Below are 4,275 nucleotides of genomic sequence, written 5' to 3'. Positions count from 1 at the left end.
TGTCGCCATTGTTCGATTAACGCGTATTTTTCAGCGACTCCTGTGCAAAATACGCTGTTGCTTTTTTTAATATATCTCGCTCAAGGCGAGCTTCATTTAACGCCTTACGCAGTTGCAGAATTTCAGATTCCAGTTCAGCCACCGTGCGGGAACCAGGAGTACCGAGCCCTTTTCTGGCGGCGGTAACCCATTGTCCTAAAGTGCCTTCAGGAAGGGATAATCGGGAAGCGCCTTCACTGATCGAAAGTTGATTTTCAAGAACCGTTCTGACAGCTTCGGCTTTGAACTCTTTAGAGTAACGTTGGTTTTTTCTGCTCATTATTAGCTCCTTCTGATGCCATTCTATTTCAGGAAGGAGTGTCCGTTAAACTCAGGCTACCTCAGTCATCAATCCTCTGCTTAATGGCAACGACAATTATCCGACTTAAATCACAAATCAGACACATGACATAACAGAGCTTGCGAGGTAACACATCGTCCGGTTTCTTCCACCATCGCACCGGACCAGCGACCATGAGGGGACAACGCCGCGCTCCGTTAACGCGGTAAACCCCGGTGTGTATCGTTTTTGATTATCCCCGCACACTCGCGCAGAGGAGTCTCCCGGTCGGGCTGCGGTCTCTGTTAATGCGGGGATACGGCGACAATACCGCGCATGGTTAATAAGGTCGCTCAACACACTGGCTGTAATGCAGCGGATACCATGCGGCATTTAGCGGCATTCATCGTACACTCAACGGTTAGCTCTTCATTCGTGGCATTCACCTGAAAGGTCCGGGAGTGTAATTGCGTACATTTACCACTGAACGAACCTTCAACAAGAACACGACCACGCTGCAAAATACGGAACGGAATTGTTCCCTGAAAAGGCTTTACGGTTACCAGTAATTTCTTCATGCATTCTCCGGATAACAAAAATACTAGTTAATACACTGAGTGCGGATATATTCCTGCGCCCCTTCCAGTTGCTTCTGCATTGTCATCAACCGCTCTCTGAGGGTGAAATAATCCCGTTCAGCGGTGTCTGCCAGTCGGGGGCCGGTTGCATTATCCATTCCGGAGGTGCCGGTGGCTTCACGCACGGTACCGGAGCAGGTGGCGTTGATCCGCAGGCGCTTACGACCAGCGGCAACATCACGCTGGCGCTGCTGCATGTCAGTAATGGTTGCGTTTGCCAGCTCCAGCTCTCTGGCTTTTTTATCGCGCTGCGCTTTGTAGGTGATGGCGTTATCACGGTAATGGTCTGTTGCCAGCCACAGCGCACCACAGACCACCAGCAGAATAACGGTAAACGCGGAAAGCATTCGGTTTATGTTCACCCCAGCAGCCCCGACGAAGACAACATCATCCAGGCCATGGAAAGAAAAAGAGCAACCAGCATTAGTGAAAATGAAATGCCGACAATTACACAGAGGATCTTCGCCAGCGTTATGAGTTTGTCTGACATGCTTAATCCTCCCTTCACGATTTCAACGCAATGACCAGTTTTGCCAGCCCATACAGCATCGGGGACACAGCAACACCGACCGCCACCCACTTAATGGCAAAAGCCAGTGCTCTGCTGATGTCATCAGTTACAGGCGCTTTCAGTTCAAGGCCGTTTTTCATGGTCAACCTCAACAGAATTCGTTTATACTTCGCCATGTTCTCCCTTGCCTTACTCAAGGTCAGAAACACAAAACCCCGCCTGGTGCCAACAAACGGGGTTTTTACTTTTATTCACTTACGTTTCGCCAGTTCGCAGGATTTCGTGTTATCCGTCCGCGTGCTCATGCCTTATTTTCAGCAAAATATTCTGCTTATCTGTCGATGTCCCAGCACGCCAGCGCACTTTCCTGGTCTCGCCGGGATACCTGACCGTAGCAATTATTTGAGCGGATACGGCAGTCTCTGCCACCGTCCTTAATCCACCAGCGAATCGCTTCGCATGCTCCCCTGCGGTCACCAGCATTAATCCGTCTGTAAAACGTCGACGGGAAACACTTACCGGGGCCAATGTTATAGGGACAAAATGACGCGATACCCGCTTTCTGGGGTTCGGTCAGCGGCACTTTAATATTGCGCTCCACCCATGCCAGCGCCTTATCACGCTCAATGGCGTTGACCTGGTCGCATTTTTCCTTCGACAACTTCATGCCCGGGACGACAGGTTTACTATCCACCAGGATGGCACCGCGGCAGATGGTCCAGATACCCGCGCCATCACGGTATGCCGTGGTGTGGTTACCTTCCTTTTCATCCAGAAACTGGTCGAGGATTTCAGGCGCAGGCGCACCTGCGGCAATCAGCGCCAGAACGGCAGCCGACAGGCCGTATTTGATTTTGGTGTTCATGGATATTTATCAGGGTTTATCGATTTCAAATCCCTGGATATGTTAAGTCTTCAGGCCAGCGGTGGAGTCTTCAGAGAACCAGTAATTATTCCCGGTAGTTTTCCTCTGTAGGTTATCAACACATCCTGCGCCTCTAAAATTACGGGGCGCTTTTCCGGCAACGGACCATCCCCTTCACATAACCCGGCAGCAACATCCATGAAAAACTGCTTCGCCTGCTTTTTCGCCTCAGCTTCGTAAAACTCCAGCGTGGCATCTTCAGTACGGTCAAGACTAATCGCCACATCTGGCAACAACAGTGACGGATACCCACCAATTTCCAGTGCCACAGTAACAGTAATCTTATTCGGGTAATTATTTATCCCTTTAACAACCAGTTCGTATTTTTTCTTCATCGCTTTACTCTCCCCGCGCCGCCTTACGACGGTCCTCTCTGATTTTGAAATACAGGTTAGTCAGATATGTCAGCAGCCCAAACAACAGACTCCCCAGCACGCCTATTGCCGCCCACTGAGACGGGGAAAACCTGTCCAGCAACTGCAGGAACCAGTAGCCCGTTCCCACCGCTGACGTGGTGTATGACACACCTGTTGTGATTTTTTCCATCTGGTACATACCCCGTCTCCCGCAATCCGGAAGCTCACAACAATATAAAGACCACCGGCACACACCGATGGTCCCTTGCGCATGCTTACATCATCATGTCGCTGTCAGGTGTAGGTTCACCGCCATCTGAAGCACTCCCGTCACCCGCGATACCTTCCGGCTCAGGAACCGCTGCTACGCCCAGCAGCTCATCCAGAATGGCATCCACTTCTGCATCAAGACGCGACTCAAGATTCTGGCGAAGTTTCTGTTTCAGTGCGCTCCGGACTTCTTCAGAGCGCAGGACTTCCTTCACTGCCTCTGCAGTGACCAGGGATGTGATTTCTGACATGGGATTTTCTCGCTGAAAGGGGTTGTTAAGGAGTAACGGGTTCTTCGGGTTTGCTTCCGGCTGACTGACTGGCGCTGATTTTCTCAGCGGCCCTTTTATCAATCTGCCTGCACCAGAAATCGCGCACAGCCCTGTACCCACCCGAAAGAAGATACAGCACACAGACCGCCGTACAGAAGTACAGCATCACCTGATGAATAAATGTCATAATTTCTTACCGTTATGGTTGACAATGAGAATTGTTTTCATTTAAAAAACCAATGTACGAAAGCATCTTTTCTTTACATTCTCCATTGGGATTACCTCCGCCAGCTTCCATTCCTGCCGCTGGCGGCTTTTTTTAGCAATTATGCGGCTGCTCCAGCTTTGTTTGCTTTAACTTCCACCGTATCAATAAGTACAGGGTAGGTTTCTGCACTACCTGTAATATCCGTAATGACAAACCTGTTGAGTCCATTAGCAGTATTGGCCCATTTCACCAGGTCAAACGCCTGTCCATCCACACCATCAAGCACCGGAGTAACATTAATGCTGTTACTGCCCTTAAATTTAAATGCAAGCGTATGCCAGTCATGGTCGAATGCGCCAAACGTGCCAAGTTCTTTTTGTTGATTAACTGTATGATGGTATGCAACATTAATACTGGCTTTATCTGTCTGGACAAAGAAAGAACTCAGATGGCCTTCACCACCCTCACCCGGCCATTCCGCTATTCGCCAGTGAACCGCCCCGGGAATCCTGGAGACTAAACTCCCTGAGAAAGAGGTAAACAGGATGACTAAAAATACTCGTTTTTCCCCCGAAGTCCGTCAGAGGGCGATTCGTATGGTTCTGGAAAGTCAGGGCGAATATGACTCACAGTGGGCGGCAATTTGTTCCATTGCCCCAAAGATTGGCTGTACACCGGAGACTCTGCGTGTCTGGGTACGCCAGCATGAGCGGGATACCGGAGGCGGTGATGGCGGGCTCACCACCGCTGAACGTCAGCGTCTGAAAGAGCTGGAA

Annotated in this window: 11 protein-coding genes and 1 pseudogene; 1 reads left to right on the top strand and 11 read right to left on the bottom strand. The window is 50.2% G+C overall.

All coding sequences use genetic code 11. The features are described from left to right. The 11 genes and pseudogenes from BHE85_RS11205 to BHE85_RS28210 form a co-directional block, all read right to left on the bottom strand. Positions 1-319 (bottom strand): annotated as a pseudogene (locus tag BHE85_RS11205) (transposase); the annotation flags it as partial. Between the two features lie 353 nt (positions 320-672). After that, positions 673-897 carry a hypothetical protein gene (locus BHE85_RS11195; RefSeq protein WP_000735655.1) on the bottom strand — a complete coding sequence of 75 codons (225 nt, stop codon included), beginning with the start codon at positions 895-897 and terminating at the stop codon, positions 673-675. Between the two features lie 23 nt (positions 898-920). Beyond that, the gene (locus tag BHE85_RS28400) at positions 921-1,304 is read right to left on the bottom strand and encodes a lysis protein (RefSeq protein WP_000947253.1); all 384 of its coding nucleotides are present in this window, start codon (positions 1,302-1,304) and stop codon (positions 921-923) included. Positions 1,305-1,315: 11 nt separating this feature from the next. Continuing rightward, a complete protein-coding gene (locus tag BHE85_RS28050) occupies positions 1,316-1,447 on the bottom strand; it encodes a hypothetical protein (RefSeq protein WP_001280932.1) in 132 nt (43 codons plus the stop codon). A gap of 14 nt (positions 1,448-1,461) precedes the next feature. Beyond that, positions 1,462-1,644: a hypothetical protein gene (locus BHE85_RS11180; RefSeq protein ID WP_001151823.1), complete on the bottom strand. Its 183-nt coding sequence runs from the start codon at positions 1,642-1,644 to the stop codon at positions 1,462-1,464. A 155-nt stretch (positions 1,645-1,799) separates the two neighbouring features. Continuing rightward, positions 1,800-2,333: a lysozyme gene (locus BHE85_RS11170; RefSeq protein WP_001092881.1), complete on the bottom strand. Its 534-nt coding sequence runs from the start codon at positions 2,331-2,333 to the stop codon at positions 1,800-1,802. Between the two features lie 50 nt (positions 2,334-2,383). Continuing rightward, a complete protein-coding gene (locus BHE85_RS11165) occupies positions 2,384-2,728 on the bottom strand; it encodes a YdfR family protein (protein ID WP_000731267.1) in 345 nt (114 codons plus the stop codon). A gap of 4 nt (positions 2,729-2,732) precedes the next feature. Further along, positions 2,733-2,948, bottom strand: a complete 216-nt coding sequence (locus BHE85_RS11160) for a class II holin family protein (protein ID WP_004984596.1) — start codon at positions 2,946-2,948, stop codon at positions 2,733-2,735. Between the two features lie 76 nt (positions 2,949-3,024). Continuing rightward, on the bottom strand, positions 3,025-3,372 hold the full coding sequence (locus BHE85_RS11155) for a DUF826 domain-containing protein (RefSeq protein WP_162467008.1): 348 nt from the start codon (positions 3,370-3,372) through the stop codon (positions 3,025-3,027). Beyond that, complete coding sequence (locus BHE85_RS11150) at positions 3,296-3,478, bottom strand: DUF1378 family protein (RefSeq protein ID WP_000142783.1); 183 nt, start codon at positions 3,476-3,478, stop codon at positions 3,296-3,298. The genes BHE85_RS11155 and BHE85_RS11150 overlap by 77 nt, the downstream gene beginning before the upstream one ends. Positions 3,479-3,617: 139 nt before the next feature. After that, positions 3,618-3,983 carry a DUF6645 domain-containing protein gene (locus tag BHE85_RS28210; protein ID WP_044325816.1) on the bottom strand — a complete coding sequence of 122 codons (366 nt, stop codon included), beginning with the start codon at positions 3,981-3,983 and terminating at the stop codon, positions 3,618-3,620. A 61-nt stretch (positions 3,984-4,044) separates the two neighbouring features. On the opposite strand from BHE85_RS28210, the gene BHE85_RS11140 reads away from it, so the two are divergent. Continuing rightward, a partial coding sequence (locus BHE85_RS11140; protein ID WP_023147292.1) for an IS3 family transposase occupies positions 4,045-4,275 on the top strand: 231 nt, incomplete at its 3' end.

It is taken from the genome of Shigella sp. FC1567, from assembly GCF_001743015.1.
In the GTDB taxonomy this organism is placed as follows: Bacteria; Pseudomonadota; Gammaproteobacteria; order Enterobacterales; family Enterobacteriaceae; genus Escherichia; species Escherichia coli.
This window is presented reverse-complemented; position numbering and strand designations above follow the sequence as displayed.